This window comes from Demequina sp., assembly GCF_047975725.1.
In the GTDB taxonomy this organism is placed as follows: Bacteria; Actinomycetota; Actinomycetes; order Actinomycetales; family Demequinaceae; genus Demequina.
The window spans coordinates 170,720-195,164 of the sequence record NZ_JBKEED010000030.1 but is presented as its reverse complement, the minus strand read 5'-3'; the positions used below and the strand labels follow the sequence as shown (position 1 = coordinate 195,164).

Here is a 24,445-nt window from a genome sequence, read left to right as displayed (position 1 = left end):
GCCTTGGTGGGCGCCCCCAACTTTACGTCACCGGCGCGGGCGCCCACAGAGCGCGCCCTGTGGGAGGACTCAGGTGCGGCGCCTACGATGTTGCGGTGACGACGACAGCATCGCCGGAAGTGTCCCGGGCCACGTTGTCGGTGTCCAAGGCGCGACGTGACATCCAGGGCCTGAGGGCGCTGGCGGTTGCGGTCGTGGTGCTCTACCACCTCTGGCCGTGGCGGCTGACCGGCGGCTACGTCGGTGTCGATGTGTTTTTTGTCGTCTCGGGATTTCTGATCACGGCGCACTTGCTCCGCGAAGCCGAGTCGACGGGACGGATTGCCGTCGCGACGTTCTGGGCGCGCCGGGCTCGTCGGCTGCTTCCCGCGTCCTTCGTGGTGTTGCTGTTCACCGTGATCGCGACCGCGGCGGTCGTGCCGCAGTCGCTGTGGCAGCAGTTCGGCAGGGAGATCGGCGCCTCCGCCTTATATGTCGAGAACCTGCTGCTGGCGTCCGACTCTGTTGACTATCTCGCAGCTGACAACGCCGCGTCGCCGGTACAGCACTTTTGGTCACTGGGCGCCGAAGAGCAGTTCTATCTCGTGTGGCCCTTGCTCGTGGTGGCCGCGATCGCGCTCGTGGCACAGCGGAGCCAGCGCTCGGCCGTGGCAATCATGTTGGGCATGGTGACCGCTGTCTCCCTTGTCGTGTCGGTGGCCTGGACCGCATCGTCGCCCGCTCAGGCGTATTTCGTCACCCCCACGCGGGCGTGGGAGTTCGGGCTGGGGGCGATGCTTGCCGTGGTGCCCATGACGGCGGCGCGAGCCGGAGTGCGGGCGGTGGCCGCATGGGCCGGAGTGCTGGCCATTGGGGTCGCGGCGTTCATGTTTGACGCCGCGACCGCCTTTCCTGGAGTCGCGGCATTGTTGCCGGTCGGCGGCGCCCTGCTCGTGCTGTGGGCCAACGGCGACGACGTGCGCGGCGCGCCGTCCACGGTCATGTCGTGGCGCCCGATCCAGCGCCTGGGTGACTGGTCGTACTCCGTCTATTTGTGGCACTGGCCACTGATTGTCTTGGCGCCCTTTGTGATCGGACGCGACCTATTCTCCCTCGACAAGGTGGTCCTCCTCGGCCTGACCGTGGCGGTGTCCGCTGTGTCGTGGCGGTGGGTCGAGAACCCCGTGCGTCGATCGCGTGCGCTCAGTGGTCGCCGACCGCGGGTCACGTTTGCGCTCGTGGGCACGAGCATGGTGGTGCTCGTGGGCGCCGCGTGGTGGCTGGGCAGTGAGGCCGAACGAGACATCGAAGCCAGCCTCGCGCAGTCGCGTGGGCTGTGGGAACAGCTTGCGCAAGCGCCAAACTCCGCCCTCACCGGCTCAGAGTCAGAGGCTGTCGCACCCACGCCATGCATGGGGGCGTCAGTGACGGCCCTTGGCGGTGAGTGCACGCCCACCCTGGGGGCCGGCGAGGTGGTTCCCGTGCCGGCCGCCGCGCGTCACGACTCGCCCGACGACTGCATCTCTCGCAAGGGGTCAGAGTCGTTTGAACCATGCGAGTTTGGAGTGCCGCGCGATGAGTCGGAGTCGACGATTGCCCTCATTGGCGACTCCCATGCGTACCACTGGTTGCCCGCTGTGGATCAGATCGCACGGGACCAGGGGTGGAGTGGCATCGTCATGGCGCGAGAGTCGTGCCCCTTCTCGCCCGCCCATCGCACGTTGGATGAGCAGGTGGTCGAGTCCTGCGCGCGCTACAACGACCAGGTGTCCGCCCTTCTCGAGGAGCGAGACGACGTGACTGTGGTGGTGATGGCCTCCTTCGCCAACATTCACTTCGAAGCGCCTGAGGGCGTCGACCAAGCCCAGGTCGGCTTCGACGCCTACGTGCAGGCCATCGCCACTCTTCCCGATCATGTCTCGCAGGTGTATGTCATCCGCGACGCGCCCATTCCTTTGCCGGACAACGTCACCTGCGTCGAGCAAGCGCTTGATGACGGCAGCCTGGAGCCAGGGGCGCAGTGCGCCGTACCGCAGGATCGGGCGGTGGTCGAAGACCTGCTGTTCGAGGCGGCGAAGGCCCAGCCCAGGGCCCAGGGGGTCGACCTCACCGACCTGTATTGCGAGGCCGGGACCTGTTCCCCGGTGGTCGGCAACGTGATGGTCTATGCCGATCAGGGGCATCTCACGCAGACCTGGGTGAGGTCGGCGGTTCCGGTCTTGGCCGCCCAGTTGACGGCCGTCGCGTCGCCGTAAGAACCGGGGCTTCCCACGGTCATTCTCATGTGTCACACTTGTCACATCTGTCACGTGCTTGAGCGTGGGGGTGCTGTGGGTAAGGGGGCTCATGTGTGCCGCGTTCGGCACTCCGGGTCTGTTGTTTGAGGTGGTCTTTGGTGCAGTTGTCGTCTATTCAGCGTCGACTCCGGGCGTGTGTTGCGCTCGTCGTGGCGTTGCTGTGTATCCCTGCCTTCGCGGGCACCGCCAACGCAGCCCAGTTCACCGACATCCCCGTGGGCCACAAGTTCTATACAGAGATCACCTGGGCCGCCGACGCCGGCATCACGAACGGCCTGAGCGACGGCCGCTTTGGGCCTAACGCAAGCGTGACGCGCGAGTCATTTGCGGTCTACTTGTATCGCCTCTCCGGCAGCCCCGCCGTCACCCTTCCTGCGTCATCGCCATTCAGCGACGTCAAGCAGTCGGACAAGTTCTACAAGGAAATCGTGTGGATGTCTCAGCAGGGCATCAGCAACGGGTATTCGGACGGCACGTTCCGTCCTAAGGATGCGATTCGACGCGATGCGATGGCGGTTTTCCTCTATCGCTATAGCGGTTCGCCCCAGTTCACGGCCCCGTCGAAGTCCCCGTTCTCTGACATGACGCCCTCCTCCAAGTTCTATAAGGAGGTGACCTGGCTGGCGCAGTCAGGCATCTCAGGCGGCTATCGCGACGGCACCTATCGCCCCTTGATCAACGTGACCCGCGGTGCGACCATCGTGTTCCTCTATCGAGTCGCGGGCAGCACGTCTGTGCCAGAGGTGCCAGAGGAGCCCGTTGAGCCCGAGGTCCCAGAGGTTCCAGAGGTCCCAGAGGTCAAGATCCCGACCTCGTTCACCGTCGCAGGTGCTGGCTACGGACACGGCGTGGGGATGTCGCAGTACGGCGCGCAGGCGATGGCGCTCGAGGGGTATAGCGCGGCGTCCATCCTTCAGCACTACTACTCAGGCACCTCCGTGAGCACGGTGAATGCGAACCAGAAGATCAAGGTAGAGGTTTTCGGCTCGGGCACTGACAGTCGCAACTCGGTGGACCTCGTCACCAAGGGAGCCTGGCGCCTGCGCTTCTACGAACCGGGCGCCGCCACGGCAAAGAAGGAGTGGACCGGCAACGGCGGCGAACGGCTGCGGGTGACCCGGGTGGGCAACTCCATCAAGGTCACTCGTGACGGTGATGTGAGCGCGACTGCGGGCAAGACTGTCATCCTGCAATGGGAGGGCACCGACTATTACAAAAGCGGCTCGAGCGTGACGGGCTACGCGGCGCTGTACAAGGCGGGCACCAACACGCGAGCTACTCACGGAACCTACCGCCATGGTCAGTTGCGGGTAAGCGTGCCGTCCACCTCGTACGCACGCCTCATCGTGTCGAACCATCTCGACCTCAACACGGAGTATCTCAACGGCATCGCCGAGATGCCGTCATCGTGGAGCGCGCAGGCGCTGCAGGCCCAGGCAATCGTGGCTCGCGGCTATGCGGTGCGCGAGATGAGCAACTACAGCGCCTCGTGCGATTGTCACATCTATGACGACACTCGGGACCAGAACTTCACGGGATGGAACAAGGAGAACGAAGGCACTGACGCCTACTACGGCAAGCGCTGGGTTGCCGCGGTGCAGGCCACGAGCGCGTCGAGCGGCGCTCAGGGCAAGGTCCTCCAGTATGGAAGCTCGATCGCGCAGACCTACTATTTCTCGTCGTCCGGTGGGCAGACCGAGAACAGTGAGGACATTTGGACCTCGAAGCTCGCCTATTTGAGGTCCGTCGATGACCCCTGGTCGCTCTCAAGCATCAACAGCAACCGAGCGTGGACCCAGACGCTGACTCAGGCCAAAGCGAAGTCAGTGTTCGGGCTAGACGATGTGGTGTCGATCAAGGTCACGGCGCGTACCTCCGGCGGAAGCGACGCCGCCGCCACCAAGGTGACCGCGACATCGTCGACGGGAGCGACTGCTTCCATCACGGGTGCGGAGAAGATCCGTAGCGCGCTCGCGGCAGGCAAGTCCCCCTGGCTGTGGACCTTTACGCCCAAGTACTAGGGGCACCCGCGTGGGAATGTCCCTGACGTCAGCGTTCGCGACCTGCCCGGGAGACTGCCTCAAAGATCGCCGCATACTGCGCTGAGGTGGCGGCATGCGCTCGCCCTTCCAGCATGGGCTGGGCTTGCCGCTCGGTGTCTCGCGCCTGCGTGACCGCACGGTCGATGTCGGCCCCGGACAACGGCTTGTCGTAGACGAACACCCAGCCGGGCCCCACGGCAGCGGCGACGGCAACCGTCAGAGGGCTGCGCGGCACCAGTACCGGGCGGTCGAGTGACAGCGCCAAGAAGAGCAGGTGCACGTCGGCCAGTTCGCTTGCTTGGCCAAGCACGAGGATCTCGGCGGCGGACAACTCGAGGACGAGCGCCCCGTCCGATGGCTGTTCGATGAGGGCCGATGCGCGGTCCACTAGGGGCGACAGGCGGGCTTTCAGGTCCGATGCCCTGGCCGCGTTCGCGGGCCCCACGACCCTGAGGGACAGCCCGGGCTTACGGGTGTCGGCAAAGGCCTGGATGATCGGATCGACGGGCCCGCCAAGGTAGGCGGCGGTGCACATCACCCGGCCGGTGTGCACTGTCGACCGGGGGTAGCCCACAAACCGCTCGCGGTAGTGACCGAAGGGGATCTGCGTGACCTTGCTTCCCCGCTGCGAGGCAAGCGTGCTGTCGACTGCGACGAGCGCTGAAGCGGCAGCATTGATGATCCGGTTGGCGAGCTGGTCAGCTCGCCCGCCTTGCGTGGGGTCGTCGGCCCCGCTGATGGTGCGGACGAGCGGCACGCGGCTCGCGCGCAACCGCAGCGCGAAAGTGAGGGCAGCCCCTACTCGGCGCGCGCCGCGGGTCTTGCGGATGGGCGCGATGGCGTCGAGGTGGTGCACGTGCAGGACATCGATATCGGAGCGCTTGGGACGCGAGCGAAAGCCCAGCAGCTGGACACGGTCGCTATCGATCTGGTCGACGAAACTGACGCGAGGCGACGGCAGGCGCAACGACGTTGACACCCGAAGGCGAGAGCGGTGATCAGGGGAGGCCGTCGGGTTGTGCACCCGCGAACGATAACCCAGGACATTCCGCCCCTCCAATTGGCCCGTCTTGCCCCGGTCGCTCCCTGCGCGGGCTCGCCTACACTGGCGCTCTATGAATGAGCGGTCTCTCCAGGATGTCTTTGTCAGCCTCGCCGGACAGGACGACAACCTCGGGGACTCCGCACTGCGCGCGGCCTACTACGAGGCCGTGCAGTCCCCGGACCGGCGGATCCACATCCTGCTGGAGAACAAGACGTCGGACTACAACGCGGGCATCGCTGTTCGTGCCGCTGACGTGGTGTACACGAGTCGGCCCCGGTGGGAAGCGGCCAGCGAGGCCGCACGCCGGCCTGTCCAGCTGTTCGAAGCCGGCGAGATCAACCCTGGGGGATCGTCCTACCCTGCTGCGAATCGAGTGGCGCCCCTGCGTCATGCACTGGATCATGGGGGCGCGCTCATCGTCGCTGGCCTCGGTCTGCGCAACCCGCACAGCTTCGACCCGGACACACTCGACGATGTGCTGCGCGAGGCCGCCGTCGTGTCGTGGCGTGACCCGGTGTCGCGCGAGGCCGCGGGGTTCGGCGAGGTCGCTCCCGACTGGGCGTTTGCCCTGGGCGCCCCCGTGGCGCAGTGGGCGCCAGCGGATCAGCGTCCTCAGATCGCCGTCACCCTTCGGTTTGATCGGCCATGGCCGGGGGACGCGTGGATCGCCGCCGTCAGAGCGTTGGCGCGTGAGACGGGCACCCGCCTGGTGACCGTCGCGCAGGTCGCCCGCGATGCACCCCGAGCCGTGCGTCTGGCGCAGGAACTCGGGGGTGAGTACCTCATGGCGGCCACGATGCGGCACGACGATCTGGACGCTCATGTCCGCGAGGTCTACCGACATTCGTTGGCAGTGGTCTCTGACCGTGCGCACGGCCTGATCATTGGAGCGACGGAGGGCGCCTATCCGGTGGGATCGGCCGCTGACCCCGAAAAGCTCGCCAGGATCATGGCGGCGGCGGGGCTTGACGCTCTCGTCGGCGCCTACGACGAGGTGTCGCAGGCGGGCGCCAGGCTCGGCGATGAGTGGCCACTGCTTGCCCCCGCGATCACCGGGGCGCGTGCCCGCGTCGCGGACCTGACAGAGCGAATCAACCAGGCGCTGGAACGCTCCGCCTAGGGCGTGAGTGCCGCACTCGTGAACGGACGTCCGATGACCCCCAGGCCCGATGTCGCCATCGTGATTCCTGTCCACAACGACGAGCAGTGGATTCGTGCCGCGCTCGACAGTTGCCTCAGTCAGACGCACGCTGACGTGGAAGTGATCTGCGTGGACGATGCGTCCACCGACGGCACGCGGGAGTTGATCGCGACGATCGCGGCCCACGACGCGCGCGTGCGACTGATCGAGATGGCCCACAACGTGTCTGCGCTCCAGTGTCGCCGCGCGGGCATCGAGGCCGCTCAGGCTGACTTCGTCCTGTTCTTGGACGGCGATGACCTGCTCGACGACAGGGCAGTCGCGCTCACGCTGGCGAAGGCCCGCGAGACGCAAGCGGATGTCGTGGGCTTTGGCGTGACGGTCCTGGATGCCGACGGGCGGACGGTGGGCGGCTATCAAACACGCCTGGCGCCCGTGCACGATGCGCTCGAGGGCGACGACGTCTTGCGAGGCCTCTTTCCGACGGGGCGCCGATCCCAGGGACAACTGTGGCGCTACCTGTTCCGCCGGTCGGTCCTCGAGGAGGCGTACCGCCACATCCCGCGGGACGTCGTCCTGCGACGAGTCAACGATCTGCCGCTCATGTTCCTTGTTGCCGCTGTGGCGCGTCGGTACGTCTCCATCCCCGAGCGCGTGTACACCTATCACTTCCGGCGTGGCGAGAGCGGCCACCGGGTGCGCGAGCTCGACCAGTTTGAGTTCTACCTGAGCGCCCTCGACTCGACAGAGGCGATTGCGCGGGCGGTGGACCAGATTGGTGCCACCCACAACGATCCCGCGTTGGTGCATGAGGCGTTCGCCAATGCTCGCCAGTCTCTGGTGAGTAATGTGTTGGGGTACCTCACCAAGAACGTGAGCACTGAGCTGCAGTCCGAGGCCTTGATGCGGCTTCACGACCGGGTGGCGCCGCTCGACGTGCTGATCGCCGCAGCGCGGTTTAGCCGCGAGTCGCTTGAAGTGCTCGTCGCCCACGCGGACAGGCCGGTGCTCGGGGAGCGGCCGGTGCGCAGCGTGCTGCTGGTGACTGCGACCCTCACGACCGGTGGGGTCTCGGGCGTGCTCCTGTCCCAAGCCCGCTTTCTCTTGGCAGCGGGCTACCGCGTCACGATCGCAGCGCGCAAGCCGGGTAGTGACCCGTCCGGCGTTCCCGACGGTGCCGTGTTTGTGGAGCTCAGTGGGGACGACCTCGCTGCCCAGGTGGAGGGCTGGACGGCCTTGTGCGCGAGTGCCGAGGTGGACGTCATCATTGACCACCAGGTCTTGTACAGCAGGGAATGGCCGGCGTTCGCCCTCGCTGCCGCGACGCACGGCGCGGCCACGATCGGCTGGATCCACAACTTTGCGCTACGTCCGGTGTACGACCAGAACGGCAGATCGTCTTTTCTCCAGTCTCATCTGCGCATCCTCGCGCAGGTCGTCTCCTTGTCGCCGCTGGACGTCGGCTTCTGGAAGCTCCGCGGGATTGGGCATGCTGTCTACCTGCCCAACCCGCCGTCGCCGATGCTCCTGGAGGCTTCATCAAGCACCTCACCGCGGCCCGGGCCCGCCGGGCGTATCGAGCTGATCTGGGTGGGGCGGCTCGATCAGCACACCAAGCAGGTGCTTGAGCTGATCGACGTCGCGGTCGAGCTGGGCCGTCTCGATGTGGACTTCCACCTCAGAGTCATCGGGCCAGCGTGGGGCGGCTTTACCGCTGAGGACGTCCAGAAGGAGGTCAACAGGCGCGCAGTGGCGGATCGCGTGAGTGTCGAGGGCCCCCTGCACGGCACGGACCTGGTGGACGCGATCGACGCTGCCGACATGTTCGTGACGACCAGTGTCATTGAGGGATACCAACTGACTATTCCCGAGGCTCAGTCACGGGGATTGCCTGTGGCGATGTATGCGCTTCCTTGGCTCACCGTGGTCCAGGGCAACCGGGGCGTGGTCTCAGTCGCGCAAGGCGACGCGGCCGCGCTAGCCACGCAGATCGCAGACATCGTGGGGGATCCGGAACGGTACGCCGCGTTGTCAGCGGCGTCGCTTGAGGCCGCGAGGGTCGCGGGTTCCTACGACTTCGCCACGCTGTACACCCAGCTGATCGAGGGGCGCCTGCCTGCGGAGTTCTCGCCGGACCCCACGCTCGACGACGCGCGTCAACTCTTGGATTTCTCGATCTTCTTTGCCGAGCGCGCGGCGCTTAACCCTCGGCGTTCGACTCCTCAGCGCGACGCGGGCGCGCCCAAGACTGCTCGGCGCCCGCTCGGTCGTAAGGCGAGGTTGGCGCGTCAATTGCGCAGGGTTCCCGGGCTTGAAGCCCTTGCGAGAAGGGCCTGGCGCGCTGTGGCCAGGTGACGACACCCGCCACCAATTCTTGAAACCTACGGTTCCGTAGCCTACGCTTGCGTAAGTTAGCGAAGGCGGGCGCCTCGGCGTCCACACATCCACCCTCAAGGGAGGCGCCGTGGACTCGACCGGACCCTTGTCCGAGCATGACTTGGTGCAGTTGCTCGATCATCATGGCCGCGAGGTCAGCAACGCACGCTTTGACGCGTACGCCGCGCACCTGACCGACGACGACCTGCGCGCCTTCTGGCGCGACATGACCGTGCTGCGCGCTTTCGATCTTGAGGCCACGAGTCTCCAGCGCCAGGGAGAACTGGGCCTGTGGGTGCAGTCGCTCGGCCAGGAGGCCGCGCAGATTGGTTCCGGCCACGCCCTGCGCGAGCCCGACTTTGTCTTCCCCAGCTACCGCGAGCACGGCGTCGCCCTCACCAGGGACGTCGACCTGGTCGAGGTGCTGCGCATCTTCCGCGGCCTGCAGCACGGCGCGTGGAACCCCCAAGACCACGGCTTCCACCTCTACACGCTCGTGATCGGCTCGCACGCGCTGCACGCCACGGGCTACGCGATGGCGATGGACCGCGACGGCCTGGTCGCGAGCGGCAACCCCGATCACGACGGCGCCGTGGTGTGCTATTTCGGAGATGGCGCCACCTCCCAGGGCGACGTCAACGAGGCACTCGTGTTCGCTGCGGTGAACGATGCGCCGGTCGTGTTCTTTGTCCAGAACAACCAGTTCGCCATCTCCGAACCCGCGACGCGTCAGTCGCGCGTGCCGATCGCCGATCGCGGCAAGGGGTTCGGCGTGCCGTCCGTACGGGTCGACGGCAACGACGTCATCGCCTGCCACGCCGTCACCCGGTGGGCTCTCGAGCACGCCCGCTCCGGCAACGGCCCCGTGCTGATCGAGGCCTTCACCTACCGCATGGGTGCCCACACCACCTCCGACGACCCCACCCGCTACCGCTCCAAGGCCCAAGAGTCGTACTGGGCCGAGCGCGACCCGATCGCTCGCCTCGACACGTATCTCACCCAGGCGGGCAAGCTCGACCAGGACTACCGCGACCAGGTGGCCGCCGAGGCGAAGGCGCTCGGGGAGCGCACCCGCACCACCGTGCGGAGCTGGGTCAAGCCCGCGACTTTGACCATGTTCGACCACGTCTACGCCTTGCCGCACGCGACGGTCGAGGCCGAGCGGGCCTGGTTCGAGCGCTACGAACAGTCCTTCGCACGCGAGGAGGCCACACGATGACCACCACGATCGAACGCGCGGCGACCACCGCATCGGCCCTCCAGGCGGCGACGCCCGGCCAAGCGGCCACCCCCGGCCAGGCGCCCGCGCCAGCCCAGGGCGCTGCCCCCACGACCCTCACCATGGCAGGCGCCATCAATGCGGGACTGCGCGCCGCGATGGAGCGCGACCCCAAGGTGTTGCTCATGGGTGAGGACATCGGCGCGCTCGGAGGCGTGTTCCGCGTCACCGACGGCCTGCACAAGGACTTTGGCGACCAGCGCGTGATGGACACGCCACTCGCGGAATCGGGCATCGTCGGCACGGCGATCGGCATGGCCATGCGCGGCTACCGCTCCGTCATCGAGATCCAGTTCGACGGCTTCATCTTCCCCGCCTACGACCAGATCACCACGCAGTTGGCCAAGATGCACTACCGGTCGCAGGGGCAGATCACGCTGCCCATCGTGATCCGCGTGCCCTACGCGGGCGGCATCGGAGCGGTCGAGCACCACTCGGAATCCCCCGAGGCGCTGTTCGCGCACACGGCCGGCCTGCGCATCGTCTCCCCTGCTACCCCGCAGGACGCCTACGACCTGATCCAGCAGTCGATCGCGTGCCCCGACCCCGTGATGTTCTTCGAGCCCAAGGCGCGCTATTGGGACAAGGGCGAGGTGGACACCACGCGCGTCACGGCGCAGCTCGACGCCGCCGACGGGGAGGCCGCCGCGACCGCGGAGATGGCCCATGCCCGCGTGGCTCGTCCCGGCACCGACGTCACGCTCGTCTCCTACGGCCCCACCGTGAGGCTCGCGCTCCAGGCCGCCGAGGCCGCCGCGAAGGACGGCACCGACGTCGAGGTCATCGACCTGCGCTCGATCTCCCCCATCGACTCCGACACCGTGGTCCGTTCCGCCAAGCGCACCGGCCGCGTGGTCGTGGTGCACGAGGCGCCCACCAACTTTGGCTCGGGCGCGGAACTGTCCGCGCGGGTCACGGAGCAGGCCTTTTTCCATCTTCACGCGCCAGTGCTACGCGTCGGCGGCTTCGCCACGCCCTACCCTGGTGCCACGTTCGAGCACGACTACCTGCCCAGCCTGGACCGCGTGCTTGATGCCGTGGACCGGGTCATGCAGCACTAGAGGAGCGCAATGCCGACCTTCGAGCAGTTCAAGTTGCCGGACGCGGGCGAAGGCCTGACCGAGGCCGACATCGTCACCTGGATGATCGCCCCCGGCGACACCGTCGCGGTCAACCAGCCCATCCTTGAGATCGAGACCGCCAAGTCGCTTGTCGAGTTGCCGTGCCCCTTCGACGGGGTGGTGTCGCGCCTGCTCGCCCAGGAGGGCGACACGGTCGAGGTGGGCGCGCCCATTCTTGAGGTGGACGTCGACCCGCATGGTGAGGCGCCCGCGGCTCCTTCCGCTACTCCCGCCCAGACGGCCGATGCGCCTGCCGCCCCTGCCGCTGCACCGTCACCTGCCCCTGCGGCACCGATTCCTGCGGCACCGAACCCTGCCGTGCCGGCTCCCGTCTCCCAGCCCGCTCCTGCGGAGCCCGAGGGCTCCGGTGCGGTGCTGGTCGGGTACGGGGTGAAGGCCGGTTCCGCCCAACGCCGCCCGCGCAGCGCCGATGCGCTCGAGCCCATCGGCGGGGCCCAGGACCTGGGCGAGTACCCCGTGCTCGCCAAGCCTCCCGTGCGCAAGCTCGCCCGTGACCTGGGCGTCGACCTCACGACGGTGACGCCGTCGGGCCCTGGCGGACTGGTCACGCGCGAGGACGTCGAGCAGCACGTCAAGGCCACCGCGGCCCAGACACTCGCGACGTACCCGGGCGACGATCAGCCCTGGCTCGCGTCGGGCACCACGCAGTCCGACGGCCGCACCACCCGCGTGCCGGTGAAGTCGGTGCGCAAGCGCACTGCGGAGGCCATGGTCCAGTCCGCGTTTACCGCGCCCCACGTCACCGAGTTCCACACCGTCGACGTCACCCAGATGATGGACCTGGTCGCGCGCCTCAAGCAGGACAAGGAGTTCGCGGACGTGCGCGTCACTCCCCTGCTCATCGTCGCCAAGGCGCTGTTGCTCGCGGTGCGTCGCCACCCGGAGATCAACGCGAGCTGGGATGAGGCCGCGCAGGAGATCGTCTACAAGCACTACGTGAACCTGGGCATCGCGGCCTCGACGCCCCGCGGCCTCGTCGTGCCGAACATCAAGGACGCTCACCGGTTGCCGCTGCATGCTCTGGCCGTGGCACTGCAGGAGCTCACGGCCCACGCACGCGCTGGCACCGTGAGCCCGTCCCAGATGAGCGACGGCACCATCACCATCACGAACGTGGGTGCGCTCGGGATCGACACGGGCACGCCGATTCTCAACCCCGGCGAGGCGGCGATCCTCGCGTTTGGCGCGGTGCGTCAGCAGCCGTGGGTTCATGAAGGCGAGATCAAGGTGCGCTGGGTCACTCAGCTCGCGCTGAGCTTCGACCACCGCCTGGTCGACGGCGAACTGGGTGCGCGCGTCCTGTACGACGTGGGCCGAGTGATGGAGGACCCGTCCCAGGGTCTGGTCTGGGCGTAGCTGCCTAGTCGTTCGCCCAGCGCACCTCGACGTCGCGTTCGAGGAACGCTCCGTAGTGCGCGAGCGCGCCTTCGAGGGCTCGTCGGTCGCGCGCGCTCAGTCGGGCGAAGGGCTCCGCGTCGACCACCACCGTGCGGGTGCGCAGCGTGCGCTTCCACGTGCCCACCACAGAGCCGTCCTTCACGAGTGTCGCGCGGAACACGCCATTGCCGCCCGGCACCACCGCGTCGAAGTGATCTGGTGAGATGAGCGCCGAGCGGTCGCCGTAGCCGAGCATGTACTCGTCGAACCCTGGCGGTGCCAGGGCGGCCCCCGCATCGGCCGGGAAGCCGGCGTCGAGAGCGGCGGCCGCCACGACCATGGGACCGGCGACCGTGTCGACCTCGACCAAGGCGGCGCCTGCGCCCGCGATTCCCGCGCGGCAGTCGCGGATGCCCAGTCCGGTCCAGCGCGACAGGTCCTTGACGGTCGCTGGCCCGTGCGAGCGGACGTAGCGCGTCGCGATCTCCGTGAGCCCCTCCTCGCGCGAGAGCGTCACCGGATGGGGCGCCCACTCGTCCAGCAGCGCAAAGGTCTGCTCCTTGCCGCGCTGCGGGCCGATGCAGGTGAGGCCAATCTGAGATGTCCACCACAGGGCGTGATAGCTGGCTTGCCCAGGCAGGGCCACCCCCGCATTGGCGATGACGGCCAGGCACTGTGCCCGGGTGAGCAGCTTCCCGCCCTGGAGGGCTACCTCGAGTGCTGCCGCGGCGCGTTCGAGGTGGTCGAGGCTGAGCCCCAAGTACTCGCGCCTGGCGGCCGCACCAGCGAGCGGCTTGGCGGACATCAGATCGAGCATCCAGCGCGCATCGCGCGAGGGCACCAGGTGCACGGTCCCGCGCATGGGCCACGTCCGTAGCGCCGCGCCGTGTTCGAGCGCGGACTCGATGCTTGCGAGCGTGGAACCGGGGAGGCGGATGCCCAGCGACCATGCGCCGCTCGCATAGTCCTGGGCTTGCATGGCGCCCATCCACGTGACGACCTCGCCCACGCTGCGGTGGGGGTGCTCGCCTGTGAGGAGGAGCGCGCGCATGCGCAGGGCGCGGATCTGGGCCTCGTCGAGGACTGCCATGCGCCCCACGGTAGCGGGGCACTCCGACACGGGTGCGGCGGCGGGAGTGTCAGGGTGCGGAGGTCACGCGCCCGGCGTCGGCACGGCCTCCACGGTCGTGACCCGCACCGGGGTGACCCGCACCGTCACATCGATGGACCGGCCGAGCGCCTCATCGAAAAGGTCCTGGAGATCCTCGGCCGACGGGGCCGCACCCGTACCGATGAGGGCGACGGTGACCGCATCGGCGCTCACGTCCAGGCTCTCGACGACCATCGTGGAGTCCTCGCCCAGCCAGTCGTCCACGACCGACTGCGCCTGCGTTTGGGCGTGTGCCGTGGTGAGCAGGCCCTCCGAGGCAAACATCAACGGCACAAGGATCACGGCGGCGAGGGCGACAAAGGGAATGACGGTGGTGAGGATGCCCGAGGCCCGCGATCGCAGCACGGCAGGGGGGACGAATCCCGTGAGCACGAACACCACGGCCGCAGACAGCACGATCGCCACGAAGTTGGTGAGGAACAACAGGAACGCGCCCGCGGCGTCGCCCACGCGTCCGGACTGCAGGCACACGCCGACGACCGACAACGGCGGCACCAGGGCGACCGCGATCGCGACGCCCGCGATGGAGGACGACACCCGCTTGTCGACGGTGGCGAAGGCGCCCGCGGCTCCAGCGGCCACGGCGATCAACATGTCGAGCACGGTGGGATTGATGCGGGAGACGATCTGTGAGTTGGTGTCGAACGCGAGAGCGACGGGCGCCCAGCCGCTGAGCCCATAGGACAGGGCAATCGACGCCACCACGCCCAGCGCCACCATGACAGCGCTATCCAGGGCCCGGCGCCGCCACCCGTTCACGATCGCGCCCGCAAAGCCAAGGATCGGCACCATGAGAGGGGCAACGAGCATCGCGCCAATGACCACCGCGGTCGAGTCGGCCAGCACCGCGAACGTCGCGATCGCGACGGACAACACCAGCATGACCCACCACGCCGAGCGCTTGGAGAGGCGCTGGGGGGACTCGAAGTACAAGGACTCTGCGAGGTCGCGCCTGCGCTCATTGCCAATGTCCGAGCCCTTGATCCAGTCCCACACCACGTCCACGAGCGACGAGTTCCACGGGTCCACCTCGACGGGCAGGTCGCCTTCGACGCGCCGATGGCCCCACGTCACGAGCAGGAGCCCAAAGAGCAGTGACGCGATCGCCGCCCCCGAGATGATCGCACCTGTCACGGTGCCGGGAGTGATGTTGGCCACGACGCCCACGGCGATGGCCGTGACGCCTCCCGTGAGCCGCAGCCCTCGGTGCCCGGTGCTCCTGTCGGCTAGCGCGCGCACCACTACCAAGGCACCGCGAATTACCACGTAAAGGCCGACCAACTGGACCACCAGGTCCAGGCCGAGCTGAGCGCCATCCGGCAGGAACAGCGCCACGAGCGTCAAGAACGCCGCAAACGCGAGGGCCACGATTCCCCGCGCAAAGGCCCACGTCCTGCTGCGGCGTCCTGCCTCGCGGGCCCGTCCTCGCAACGCAAAAACAAGGTCGAGCAGGCCGCTCATGGCGACCGTGATCACGAGCACGAAGCTGACGGCAGTGGTGGCGAGGTCAGGCATGAGCAGGACGAGTGCGCCGCCCGCCGCTGCCACCAGGCCCTTGAGCGAGGCCGGGTTGGCCAGGGCGACGGCGCGCTCGCGCGCTCGTGCCCGCACGGAGTCGGGGATGGTGGGCCTGTCGGCAGTCATTCGTGTCCCTCTGTTGCTGGGCAACATCGTAAGGCTCACGGGCGCGCGCGGCGGCGTGGTCACATTTTGGAGTGAGTGGTCTTTTCCTCACCTTTTTTGCCAATAGGTCCGTTACCGTGGAGGGGCGCGGGTGCCTGGGAGGACGGCGTCTGCCAGCACACATGGAGGTCGGGATGGGGACCAGCCCGTGGCGTAGAGCCGTGGCGTGGGTAGCGAGCGCGGCGATCGCGGTGACGACGGTGGGGCTGGTGGCCACCAGCGCATCGGCCGACCCTGGGCCCGCTGGCCTGAGCATCACCAAAAGCGTGTCTCAAACCAGCATCGCCCCTGGTGACACCTTTACCTACACCATCCAGGTGAGTTGCGTATATACCACTGCTGCCGAGGTCGGTGGCTGTGTCAACGCGCTCGTGTCGGACACGTTGCCGCCTCAATTCAGCCTCAACGGACCTCCCGAGGTTGTCAGCGCTGGCAACACCACCGTGGTCACGGGGGAAGAGGGAGGCGGCCTCGCGGAAATCCTCTTCAATACGCCATTCTCTGAAGGCGAAGGCGGCTCCGGAATGGTGGGCGGTACCACCGCGACCATCACCATCCCTGTCATCGCTGACAACCTCACCTACGAGGACGACGGCGACATCATTCGCAACACCGCGACCTTTGACGCGGACAACCCCGACACCGAGAGCGACTCCGATGGCGCGATCGTGAGGCCCGATGTCCCCCTCGTGATCGACAGCGACGTATCCAAGTCGTTTACGCCCGCGATGGACATCGCGGAGGCCGGCACGGCGACCACCATCGACATCGCCGCGCAGAACACCTCTGAGGCCGGCCTCGACGAGTGGACCATCACCGAGCCCGTCGACCCCACGGCCTCGCCCAACCCCTTCGATTACCTCGCGTTCGAGGACCTCACCATCGGTGACTTCCCCGCCAATGCTGACCAGGTGCAGATCGACGTGTATGGGCCCAGCGGCTGGGTCTCCGGCACTGCGTCGGGCACGCCCACCCTGCCGGGCTCCGTCGCTCCCGAGGACATCCGGGGCATTCGCATCACGTTCTCGACCTCGGGCGACGAGTTGATCCTCCCCGGCGAGAGCGTCGACATCTCCATCGACACCGTGCAGCGTGAACTCGGCGAACTTGCGAGCAATCTCACGGTCGACAACACCGTCGGGTCCACCGTCGAGCGTGACGGCGAGACCGACGACAGCTCCGGCGACGCGAGCTACGTGATCGAGGCGAACATTCCCGAGGTGACGGCGGACAAGGACTTCGATCCCGACTCCGTACTGCACGGCGACACGGCCGATGCGACCCTCACCGGAACGGTGGCCGGTGACCTACCCGTCGGTGAGCTCAGCATCGTCGAGCCCGCGCTGACCGGCGCAGGGCCGAACGCGCCAGGGTTCGACGACTCGATGAGTTTCGAGGGCTTTGCCGAGCCCGCCGTGTGGCCCGACGGTGCCGAGTCCGGCACGATCACCTACTACTGCGTGGGTGGCGGCACGGAGTCATTCCCCCTGGTCGACGGCGAGCCGACCCCGCTTCCGAGCGAGGCCTGTGAGGTGGCGCGCTTCCGGATGGACTTTGAGGGCCTGATGGACCCCGGCGCCTCGGCTGAGGTGAAAGTGACCGTCGGTACCGATCCTGACGACGAAGCTCGGCTGACGGAACTGAACAACGAGTTCACGACCGTCGGCACCACCCCTGGCGGCGCGAGCGACTCCGACAGCGACGACGACACCTTGTACGTCTACGGCGAGCGTCTCGACGCGCTGGCTGGCAAGACGATCGTGCCCTCGACCATCTTGGGACAGGACGGGGAGTGGGTGGTCGTCGAACTCGACGGCGGGATCGCCGGCCTCCCTGACTCCCCCGGCGACACCACGCCGCCCTACTCGTCTGCGGGCGCGAACGACATCGTCATTCAAGACCCGGTTGACCCTGCCGATGACGAGTTCTGGGACGCATTCAACCCGGACCGGATCACCAACGTCGTCGTGCCCGACGGGGCGACACTCACCATCGAGTATTACGACAGCGCGAGCGGTTCGTGGGAAGTGCTCGAGGCCGACATCGGTCCTGGTACTTACTCGCTCGACCTGACGACCCTGGGTGACCCCACCCCCGACGAAATCGGCGGCCTGCGCTTCCACTTCCATTCGGACGAGGGCTTCCCCCCGGGCACCAACCTGCAGCCCAATTTCGTCATGAACTTCGATGGCGCTTCCGGGGTGGAGCTGCCGATCGTGATCGACAACTGTGCGGGGACCGACGCGACCAACACGACGGGGGCCGACCCTTCGACGTCCGCGCCTGCGTGCGACGACGTCAATGTCTTGGATCCCGACGAGCCCGGCACGGGCGGCGTGGGCGACCTGGTCGACAAGAACTGGCGCGGCGGCGACCCGCCCGAGGTGTTCGCACGCAGCGGCGACCGGGCAACGGCGGACATCTTCTGGTCCACCGGAGGGTATTCCAACGCTGACAGCGTCACGATCACCGACATGGACCCGCCGGATCCGGTCGACCAAAGCGTTTACGACGCTTTCAACCTGGTGCGCATCGAGGCCATCACTCCTGACACGGACCCCTACATCGCCTACGACGCGGTCGATGCGGTGCTGCTGTGGGACGGCGACTCGTGGGAGGAAGCCTCGGATAGTCCGTGCGGGCCCCTCGACGGTGCGGTGACTGCGGATTGCACGGGGCAACTGCCCCAGATCGACCTGACCGCCGCCGAGCAGGAGTCCACCACTGCGGTCCAGATCGTTTTTGTCGAGAGCCCCGATCGTGCGACCTCCACCGATGTCGAGGCGCCACCGGTGGGATCCGGCGTGGCGCGGTCCATTGGCAACGAGCGACCCATCTCGCTCGTGTTCGAGGTGCGCGACGGGAAGCGGTCCGACCCGTCGGCTCCCGTGACGGGCCACGACATCTACAACGACGGCGAGTACGGTGCGGATGCCGCGGCGGATGAGGGCCTGGTGTGGAACCAGGTGTCTGCCGAGGCGGACTACACCGACCGGGACGCCATCACTGACACCGCGAGCGACCCCATCCTCATCATCGATGACACGCTCATCCCCGATGTCGAGAAGTCGTGGACGGACAACGAGGTGGGCATCCCGCCCGTGGGGACCGACCCCGACCTGTACCCCCACGCGCCGGTGACCCTCGAAGCGACCAACGCCTCGCTCAATGCGGCGGTCGACGAGCTTGAGCTGTACGACGGCCCGAGCCCCACGCCTGTCGGCGGGTACGAGATGTTCGATGTCTTCGACTTCGAGGGCTTCACCACTCTCGAGATGCCCGCCGGAGCCACGGGAGTCGAGATCACGATGTTCGACGCCGATGGCGGCGAACTGGCCACGGCGAGCGACACGACGACGGCCCTGGGTTGGACCCCTGATGCGGCCTTCCTTCCCGACGTCGCAGCGTTCGAGATTGTCTGGACCGGGCGAATCGAGCCGGGAGCCTCCGCCACGGTGGAGTTCCAGACTCAGCTGCGCACCACCGTGCGCGGCACCGACACCGCCATCGACGACACGTTCGCGGGTGAGTCCATCCTCAACACCGCGCTCGCGGCTGTGGACGACGCCGGGCGCGACCTGGGCGATGACCCCGAGAACCCGCTCGACCCGCCCACGGATCTCGACACCGCGACGGCCGACCTCGAGCCGTTCGACATCGGACTGCGGGTCCAGAAGGAGTTTGGGCCCCTCTCGGGTGACCTGTCGGACAGCTACACCCAGGTGGAGCCGGATAACTCGGAGTTCCTCATGGTGCTCGAGTCCCAGCCGTCCGAGGGTGCTCGCCCCGTCGAGGTGGTCGTGACCGACTTTGACGAGTCATTCTGGAACGTCTACGAGTTTGTCCGGATCGACGACTCATTCGCTCTCGAGACGCCGGTCGACCAGATTCAGATGCGCGTGCGCACGGACGCCACCTTCACGGGAGAGCCCGGCGGTGATCTCACGGTCACCGGAGGAACCTACGAGATAGGCCCCGTTGGCTCTACCCCCGAGCTGCCGGCCGGCGTCACGCCCGCCGACGTTCAGGGCGTCGAGTTCATCATGAACCGCGAGGGTGGCCTCCAATGGGAGGGGCCCATCCACCCGGTGCAGCAGATCCCCATCGTCATCAAGCGTCGTGCGGAGATGCTCTCCGGCGGTGCCCCGCCCACCGACATTGACCTGGCCGACAACCTGCCGTCGCCGGGCGAGACCGAGGCGGGCCACACCTGGAACACCGTCGAAGGCGAGATCACCTCGTTCCTCGATGCCGAGGGCGGAGACCCACTGGTGGAAGAGGCTGTGCCGGACGATGCGGAGGTCATCTACGAGCACTCTTACACCGCCGTCGAGGTCGACAAGGGCCCCGAAGGCACCGTCAGTCCCGGTGCGGTGATCCCTTACACCCTCACCTTCACGAACACGGGCGATACGCCGATCTTCAACCCGGTCTTCACCGACACCCTGCCGGCAGACGGCGAGGGCTCGCTGCTGCTGATTGACCCGAGTGCGGCAGAGACCGGGGAGAGCCCGTACTCCTTCGCGCTGACGGGCACGGATCCTGATCCCAGCGTGGGAACACCCTTGCCCGAGGATCCGGCCGGCGTCACCATCGCGGAGAGCCTCGACGCCGACCCTCCGACCATCGAGTTCTCCTTCCCCGACGGCTACGTGCTGGGCGTGGGCCAGAGTTACACGATCACGATTGACATGGTCACACGGACCGCCCTTGAGGCGGACACGATCATTCCGAACACCGCGACCGTGGTGGGCGACCGGCCGTTCGACTCGTGCAATGGCGAACTCAGCGACCCGGCCGTGGCGGAGTGCTCCGACTCCACGGAGGTCACCCTCGCTGCAGGCGGCGCGATCAGCGCCGTCAAGCGTGTGAAGGCCGACGACCCGAGCCTGGGCACCACGAGTGCCGTCGAGGGCGCCGACTGCGTGGCCGACGAGGACGGGTTCTACGGTGCGCCGTGTATCCCGATCTCGGCGCCTGGCACCACCGAGACCTGGCGTTTGGTGCTCACCAACACCGGCAACGTGGACCTGACGACGCTCACCGTGATCGACCGGCTCCCTGACGTGGGAGACAAGACCGTCCTGGAGCAGTTCGATCGGGATTCCGAGTGGCACCCCGAGTTGCTCGACCCCACCTTCGACGTCCAGGACCCGCTGCTGGGTGCGCTGACCGTGTACGGCACCACCGACGCGGAGCCGTGTGACGACGACATCAGGCTGGGCCTGTTCGACTGCCCGGCAAGCGCGTGGACACCCATCGAGGACTTCGATGGCGACTATTCCGAGGTCACGGGCATCAAGTACGTCTTCGACTTCCGCGACCTGTTCCCACTCAAGCCGGGCGACACGGTCACGATCGACATCAAGACCCGCACCCCGGTCGTGTCGGAGACCGCAGGCGCCGACACCATCACGTGGAACACCGTGGCCGCTGGCGCCCAGACAGAAGACGGAGACCGGATCCTGCCAACCGAGGGCAACAAGGTGGGAGTCGCGCTCGCCACCGGGCCGCTCGCGGTGCTCAAGGAGATTGACGGCCTGGCTCAGGACTTCGCGCCGAGCCCCTTGACCGTGGAACTGGTCTGCACTGTTGACGTCGATGGCGAGGCCGTTGAGGCGTATCGCGAGACGCTCGAGCTGGTGCCAGGCGAGCAGGTGACGATCGAGGACCTTCCCTACGGTGCCGAGTGTGCGCTCGAGGAGGGTGATAACGGTCAGACCTCGGTGGACTCCGAGAGTGCCGTCGTGGGGCGCGAGGACGATCCGCTGGCAGTGGCGACCCTCACCAACATCTACGACGAGGCCTCGCTGCTGGTGAGCAAGACTGTCATTGGTTCTGAGGACGGCGGCACCGCAGACCCCGAGGACGCAGGACCGTTCCTCGTCTTCGTCGCGTGTGAGTTCTTGGGAGAGACGGTCGTCGGCGACGGGTATGACCCGGGCCAGGCGATGTTCGCCCTCCTGCGTCACGGCGAGGAGTTCCAGATCACGGGCCTACCTGCCGGCGCGGAGTGCACCATCACCGAGCTGATCGTGGCCGGTGCGGTCGACTCGACGACCATCGACTGGGCCACCGCGATCGACTCCGGCATCGTGACGGGCACGACGGTCACCGTCGTGGTCACGCCCGATGACCCACAAGGTGCCCCGGCTCCCGAGGGCACCACCAACACTGCGGACATCGTCAACGCGTTTGACCTGGGCTCGTTCGCGTTGGACAAGATCATCGACGGTTCCGCCGCTGACGAGGTCACCGGCCCGTTCGAGTTCCATGTGCTGTGCGTGTTGCCGCGGCCGCTTCCCCTCGCGGACATCGTGACGTTCGAGGACGACGTGGTGCTCGGAGGTGACAACCCGCTGTCCACGGTTGTCAGCGGTGTGCCGCTGGGCTCGACGTGCACCATCACGGAGACCGACGACCTCGACGCCGACGGCTGGGCGATTTCTGTCGATGGGACCCCCGTGGAACCGGTGGCGCTCGACGAGGACGGCAACCCGTTCGTGGAAATCACCATCGACGATGCGCTCGCCGTCACCGATGTCGAGGTGACCGACATCTTCGAGCAGCGTGTGCCGGTGTCGATCACGAAGGAGATTGACGAGGACGTCGCGAACCAGGATGGCGAGGCACCTGGCGTGGGGCCGTTCACCGTCGCGCTCGCGTGCGTCTACGGCGAGGGCACTGCGTACGAGCAGGTCGTCTACGCGGACGGCTACGACGCTGACAGCCCCATGGAAGCCATCCTGGAGGCGGGCCAGACGGTCGTCTTCGACGGCCTGATCGCCGGCTCCGAGTGCACCGTGACCGAGACCGAAGCCGCTGGCGCTGATGACACGACCATCGTCATTCACACCGCGGACGGCGACGTGTCGGTCCCCGGCGACGAGGCCACCTTCACCGTGCCCCCTCTCGACGAGGGCGAGGTGGCCGCGGACATCGAGGTCATCAACGACTGGGACGTCGGCTCGCTCACACTCGGCAAGATCGTGGACGGGGCCGCAGCCGCGGACGTCACGGGACCGTTCACGGTCCACGTGCTGTGCACGTTCGACGATCCGGCCTCTGGCGAGACCATCCCCACGTGGGACGGCGACGTGATCCTGGGCGGCGATGAGCCGTGGGAGGTCACCATCGACGGCATCATCGTGGGCTCCGAGTGCACCATCACGGAAACCGACGACCTGGATGCCGACGGCTGGACCATCGAAGTCGACGGCGCCGCGGTCGACCCCTTGACGCTCGACGACGAGGGCAACCCGTACGTCGAGGTTCCCGTCAGCGAGGCGGGCACCACGGTCGAGGTGAGCTTCACCAACATCGTCGAGCAGCGGGTTCCCGTCGCGATCACCAAGGTGATCGATGAGGACGTGGTGAACCAGGACGGCGAGGCGCCTGAGCTGGGGCCGTTCACCGTGACGCTCGCGTGTGTGTACGGCGAGGGCACGGCGTACGAGCAGATCGTCTACGCGGACGGCTACGACGCTGACAACCCGATGGAGGCGGTCATCGAGGCGGGCGAGGAGGTCGTCTTTGACGGCCTGCTGAGCAACTCGGTGTGCACCGTGACCGAGACCGACGCGGCGGGCGCGGACGACACGACCATCGTCATCCACACCGCGGACGGTGACACGACCGTGCCAGGCGACGAGGCCACCTTCACCGTGCCGGGCGCCGAGGACGGCGCGCTCGCCGCCGAGATCGAGATCATCAACGACTGGGAGGTCGGCGCGGTCACCCTGGCCAAGGAACTGACCGGCGACGGTGCGGAGGAGCTCGGCACCGGTCCGTTTGCCCTGCACATGCAGTGCGTGCTGCCGGGACCGACGGTCGCGCAGAGTGCCGTGGTGTGGGACGGCGACGTCATCCTCGGAGGCGACCAGCCGTGGGAGCAAACGATCGACGGCATCCCGACCGGCTCGATCTGCACGGTGACGGAGACCGACATGGGCGACGCCGACTACGTCGAGTTCACCCCCGGAACGCCGGGCTTGCCGCTGAGCGTCGTCACCATCGGCGCCGAGGGCGACGACCCCGTCACCGTGACGGCCGCCAACCACTTCGAGCAGCTCGCCTCCCTCGCGGTCACCAAGACGGTGGGCGACGAGATCGCCGACGCGGAGGGCAACGTGCCTGATCTCGGTCCCTTCGCCGTGAGGGTCCAGTGCGTGTACGGCGAAGGCACGGTGCACGAGCAAGTCGTGTACGCCGACGGCTACGGCCGCCTGCGGCCCATGCTCGCGCTACTCGACGACGGCGAGACCGCGGTCTTCACGGGCCTGCCCGCGACGTCGGAGTGCACCGTCACCGAGCTGGCCAACGGGGGAGCCACGTCCACCGAGGTGATCGTCACGACCGCCGACGGCGGCCCCACGAGCACGGACGGCTCGGTCGGCACGGTCGTGCTGACCCCCGATGCCGATGGTGAGACCACCTCGTTCGCCCAGGTGCACAACGTGTTCGCACCTGGTGCGCTCGAGATCACCAAGCGCATTGACGGCGCGGACGCACCTGCGGACGCGGGTCCGTTCACGTTCACGGTCGAGTGCACCCTTGAGCGCCCGGGACGTGCGGCAGTGTCCACGTGGTCCGGCGAGGTCGTGCTCGGCGGAAGTCAGCCGCTCACGGCGACCATCGACGGGATCGTCGCTGGTTCGGAGTGCGTGGTGACCGAGACGGTCACGGGCGGCGCCGACCGCACGACGCTGACGCCCGCGGGCGCTTCTGCCACGGAGGCAGTGGTGACCATCGCGGCCGGTGCGACGGTGACCGTCACGGCGGTCAACGTCTGGGACGACGACCTGCCGATGACGGGCTTCGACTCGTGGTGGATCGTCATCGCCGCGGGCGTGCTGCTCATCGGCGGCGTGGTGCTGCTGATCGTCAGGCGCAAAGACTGACCGATGCGGGTGG

The 24,445-nt window shown here is 67.5% G+C and carries 11 protein-coding genes; 8 read left to right on the top strand and 3 right to left on the bottom strand.

Translation table 11 applies throughout. The annotated features are described in order from the left end of the window. Positions 1-95: 95 nt before the first annotated feature. Positions 96-2,234 carry an acyltransferase family protein gene (locus tag ACK5NO_RS11355; protein ID WP_416812789.1) on the top strand — a complete coding sequence of 713 codons (2,139 nt, stop codon included), beginning with the start codon at positions 96-98 and terminating at the stop codon, positions 2,232-2,234. Between the two features lie 140 nt (positions 2,235-2,374). Beyond that, positions 2,375-4,297, top strand: coding sequence for a SpoIID/LytB domain-containing protein (locus ACK5NO_RS11350; RefSeq protein WP_416812788.1), 1,923 nt, complete (start codon positions 2,375-2,377; stop codon positions 4,295-4,297). 28 nt (positions 4,298-4,325) lie between these two features. Here ACK5NO_RS11350 and ACK5NO_RS11345 read toward each other — a convergent pair whose 3' ends face one another. Beyond that, entirely contained in the window at positions 4,326-5,342 is a 1,017-nt protein-coding gene (locus ACK5NO_RS11345) for a hypothetical protein (protein ID WP_416812787.1), read from the bottom strand. 91 nt (positions 5,343-5,433) lie between these two features. Between ACK5NO_RS11345 and ACK5NO_RS11340 the strand changes: the two genes are divergently transcribed. From ACK5NO_RS11340 to ACK5NO_RS11320, 5 genes are all read left to right on the top strand, one after another. Then, positions 5,434-6,483 (top strand): polysaccharide pyruvyl transferase family protein, encoded by a 1,050-nt coding sequence (locus ACK5NO_RS11340; protein WP_416812786.1) that lies wholly within the window; start codon positions 5,434-5,436, stop codon positions 6,481-6,483. Between the two features lie 33 nt (positions 6,484-6,516). After that, positions 6,517-8,859, top strand: coding sequence for a glycosyltransferase (locus ACK5NO_RS11335; RefSeq protein WP_416812785.1), 2,343 nt, complete (start codon positions 6,517-6,519; stop codon positions 8,857-8,859). 109 nt (positions 8,860-8,968) lie between these two features. Then, positions 8,969-10,099 (top strand): pyruvate dehydrogenase (acetyl-transferring) E1 component subunit alpha, encoded by a 1,131-nt coding sequence (pdhA, locus tag ACK5NO_RS11330; RefSeq protein ID WP_416812784.1) that lies wholly within the window; start codon positions 8,969-8,971, stop codon positions 10,097-10,099. After that, the gene (locus ACK5NO_RS11325) at positions 10,096-11,220 is read left to right on the top strand and encodes an alpha-ketoacid dehydrogenase subunit beta (protein WP_416812783.1); all 1,125 of its coding nucleotides are present in this window, start codon (positions 10,096-10,098) and stop codon (positions 11,218-11,220) included. Before pdhA ends, ACK5NO_RS11325 begins: the two co-directional genes overlap by 4 nt. 9 nt (positions 11,221-11,229) lie before the next feature. Next, positions 11,230-12,657 carry a dihydrolipoamide acetyltransferase family protein gene (locus ACK5NO_RS11320; protein WP_416812782.1) on the top strand — a complete coding sequence of 476 codons (1,428 nt, stop codon included), beginning with the start codon at positions 11,230-11,232 and terminating at the stop codon, positions 12,655-12,657. Between the two features lie 4 nt (positions 12,658-12,661). Here the strand turns inward: ACK5NO_RS11320 and ACK5NO_RS11315 are convergent, their stop codons facing one another. Then, entirely contained in the window at positions 12,662-13,768 is a 1,107-nt protein-coding gene (locus ACK5NO_RS11315) for a winged helix DNA-binding domain-containing protein (RefSeq protein WP_416812781.1), read from the bottom strand. A 63-nt stretch (positions 13,769-13,831) separates the two neighbouring features. After that, complete coding sequence (locus ACK5NO_RS11310) at positions 13,832-15,493, bottom strand: DUF389 domain-containing protein (protein ID WP_416812780.1); 1,662 nt, start codon at positions 15,491-15,493, stop codon at positions 13,832-13,834. Positions 15,494-15,693: 200 nt separating this feature from the next. Between ACK5NO_RS11310 and ACK5NO_RS11305 the strand changes: the two genes are divergently transcribed. Beyond that, positions 15,694-24,432: a DUF5979 domain-containing protein gene (locus ACK5NO_RS11305; RefSeq protein WP_416812779.1), complete on the top strand. Its 8,739-nt coding sequence runs from the start codon at positions 15,694-15,696 to the stop codon at positions 24,430-24,432. The last annotated feature ends 13 nt before the right edge of the window (positions 24,433-24,445 follow it).